The sequence below is a fragment of the Streptomyces sp. SID9727 genome (assembly GCF_010550605.1).
Classification (GTDB): domain Bacteria; phylum Actinomycetota; class Actinomycetes; order Streptomycetales; family Streptomycetaceae; genus Streptomyces.
Map to the genome: position 1 here is coordinate 1 of NZ_JAAGNI010000199.1, position 2904 is coordinate 2904.

General features: G+C 74.9%; 3 protein-coding genes. 1 reads left to right on the forward strand and 2 read right to left on the reverse strand.

The window, feature by feature from the left end; genetic code table 11:
* Together G3I41_RS13415 and fmt are read right to left on the reverse strand one after the other, a co-directional pair.
* Positions 1–836 (reverse strand): transcription antitermination factor NusB (locus G3I41_RS13415; RefSeq protein WP_343242115.1); only part of this gene is annotated, 836 nt, incomplete at its 3' end.
* A gap of 67 nt (positions 837–903) precedes the next feature.
* Positions 904–1836: a methionyl-tRNA formyltransferase gene (gene fmt / locus G3I41_RS13420; RefSeq protein ID WP_164400443.1), complete on the reverse strand. Its 933-nt coding sequence runs from the start codon at positions 1834–1836 to the stop codon at positions 904–906.
* 243 nt (positions 1837–2079) lie between these two features.
* Here fmt and G3I41_RS13425 point away from each other — a divergent pair, with 243 nt between their 5' ends.
* Positions 2080–2559, forward strand: a complete 480-nt coding sequence (locus G3I41_RS13425) for a hypothetical protein (RefSeq protein WP_164400444.1) — start codon at positions 2080–2082, stop codon at positions 2557–2559.
* Positions 2560–2904: the final 345 nt, after the last annotated feature.

Here is a 2904-nt window from a genome sequence, read left to right on the forward strand (position 1 = left end):
TCCACCGGGGCGGCGGCGAGAGCGGCGGCGACGAGCTGGCTGCCCTCGTCCTGCACCCCGGCCCGGCCCTCGCGCACGGCGGTCAGGGCGCCGGGCTCGCCGCCCTCGGCCATCCGCACGGCGTAGGGCGACCAGCGGCCGGGCAGCGCGCTGTCCTCGCCCAGCTCCTCGGTGAGTTCGGCGGTGGTGGAGCGGCCGGGGCGGGCGACGAGGGTGACCTCGGGCCGCTCGTTGTCCGCGTCGAGCAGGTCCTCGATCCCGGCGCGGCCGCCGCCGAGGGCGTCCCAGAGAGCGGAGACGACCCAGCGCGGGTGCGAGTGGACGACCGCGAGGTGGTCCTCGGCGTCGTCCTCGTAGGCCGGGGCCACCTTGGCGACCCAGCCGTCGAGGTCGTCGGCGGACACCTTGCGCAGGACGGCGTTGACGAACTTGGCGCGCCCCTCCCCCAGCACCACCCGGGCCAGCTCCACGCTGGCCGAGACCGCCGCGTGGGTCGGGATGCGGGTGCCGAGGAGCTGGTGCACGCCCATGTTCAGCACGTCCAGGACCGGCGGGTCCACCTCGCGCAGCGGCCGGTCGATGCACGCGGCGACGATCGCGTCGTACGTACCCTGGCGGCGCAGCGTGCCGTAGACCAGCTCGGTCGCCAGGGCGGCGTCGCGGTGGTCGAAGTCGCCCTGGGCCCTGGCCTTCTTCAGCAGCGGCGGCAGGACGAGGTTCGCGTACGCGTCGCGCTCGTCGACGGCCCGCAGGACCTCGAAGGCGAGGAAGCGCACCGGGTCCTTCTTGGGGCGGCGGTGGGGCTTGGCGGGACGGCGACGCGGCTGGTCGTTCACGTGAAAGGTGCTCCGCTGAGGATCGAGAGGACGAACCCTCCCAGCCTACGTCCCCGCCCCGGGGGTCTCAGCTCCCGACCAGCTCGCCGGGGACGATGCGCACCCCGCGCGCCCAGTCGGCGGCGCGCATCGGCTTCTTGCCCTGCGGCTGCACCCACAGCAGCTCGACCGCGTGCGACCCGGTGCCGACGAACACGTTGTTCTTGCCCACCGACAGCTCACCGGGGGCCAGCTCGGACCGGTCGACGGCGGGGGCGGCCTGGACGAGCTTCAGGCGCTCGCCCCGGAACAGCGTCCAGGCGCCGGGGGCGGGGGTGCAGGCGCGGATGACCCGGTCGACGCGCAGGGCGGGCGCGGACCACTGGACCTGGGCGTCCTCGACGGTGATCTTCGGCGCGAGGGTGACCCCGTCGGCGGGCTGCTCCACGGCGTGCAGGGTGCCGTCCTCGATGCCGTCCATGGTCGCGGCGAGCAGCCCGGACCCGGCGAACGCCAGCCGGGTCAGCAGGTCGCCGCTGGTGTCGGTCGGGCGGACCTCCTCGGTCAGCACGCCGTAGACGGGCCCGGAGTCGAGCCCCTCCTCGATCAGGAAGGTGGACGCCCCCGTCACCTCGTCACCGGACATCACCGCGTGCTGCACCGGGGCCGCGCCGCGCCAGGCGGGCAGCAGCGAGAAGTGCAGGTTGACCCAGCCCTTCGCCGGGATGTCGAGTGCCGCCTTGGGCAGCAGCGCCCCGTACGCGACGACCGGGCAGCAGTCCGGCGCGATCTCCCGCAGCCGCGCGAGGAAGTCCTCGTCCCGGGGCCTGGCGGGCTTCAGCACCTCGATGCCGGCCTCCTCGGCGCGCTCGGCGACCGGGCTGGCCACCAGCCGCCGGCCACGCCCCGCGGGGGCATCGGGCCGGGTGACGACGGCGGCCACCTCGTGACGGCCGGAGGCGATCAGGGCGTCGAGTGCGGGGACGGCTACCTCGGGGGTGCCTGCGAAGACGAGCTTCATGGGTGGCTGACTGCCTCTCAGGCCGGACTCTCAGGCCGAAACGTTACGGTGACGAGCAACGCACAAGTCTATGGGGCGGCGGGCCGGGGGGCGTACGCGCGCTCGCGCGCCCCTCGCAGGGGTGCATACGCCCCCTGAGCGTGACCAGATCCCCGGGTGCGGCGTTGGTCAAGAGAGATTGACCGAAGCGAGCCGCCCTGGTGCGGCCCGATCCCTTTCAACGCCGGTTCGAGAGGCTTCTTCATGGCCGACCACGCAACCCACGACGCCCAAGCGCGGGCCAGCCTGCATCTCCTGGTGCGGGACATCGAGCGGGTCCGGCGGCAGGTGGACGCACTGCGCACGCTCACCGCTCAGCTGGGCAACGTCTACCGTCCGCGCCGCACCGGCCCGTCCGCGGGCTTCGTCGTCTACGGCAGGGCCCCGGCCCCGACGGTGAGACTGGCCCAGGAACTGCGGGACAGCGTCGAGACCCTGGTCACCGCGGCCGTGGACTTCGACCGCTCACTGGGCTTCTCCTGGGACGCGGTGGGCTCCGCCCTCGGGGTCACCAAGCAGGCCGTCCACCGCCGCTACGGGTCACGGCGCACGACCCCGCAGCCCACGGCGCCCGAGTCCGCGGAGGTGGTCGTCCCCCAACGCACCCCCGCGGTCCCCGCCGCCCGCACCCCGCAACCCCCGTCGGACCGCCCCAACCCGTTCCCGGGGCCCCGCAACGGCTGACCCGAGGCTGAGTGGGCCGACCCCTCGCACACGCGAGGGGTCGGCCCACTCCCGCACCGACCGCTCACGCGCCAACCGCGCCCGCGCAGCACCCAGCCCGGTCCGGCACATCCCAGCCCGTCCGGCGCTTGAGGACAAAACCCCGGCCGGGACGCGCCCGCAGCCAAGCGCCCGCCCGCACGAACCCAGCCCGTCCGGCGCTTGAGGACACACCCTCAGCCGATGTCCACCGGATCCACCCGCACCCGCACCGCACCCCCGCCACGCGCCACGCGCGCGGCGCGCAACGCCGCGGCCAACGCCGCCCCGCTCCCGGGCGGCACCCGGACCAACGCCCGCTCCCAG

Bases quoted from the DNA above. Each gene is read 5' to 3' on its own strand.
- fmt (WP_164400443.1), bottom strand. From the start codon at position 1,836: ATGAAGCTCGTCTTCGCAGGCACCCCCGAGGTAGCCGTCCCCGCACTC.
- G3I41_RS13425 (WP_164400444.1), top strand. From the start codon at position 2,080: ATGGCCGACCACGCAACCCACGACGCCCAAGCGCGGGCCAGCCTGCAT.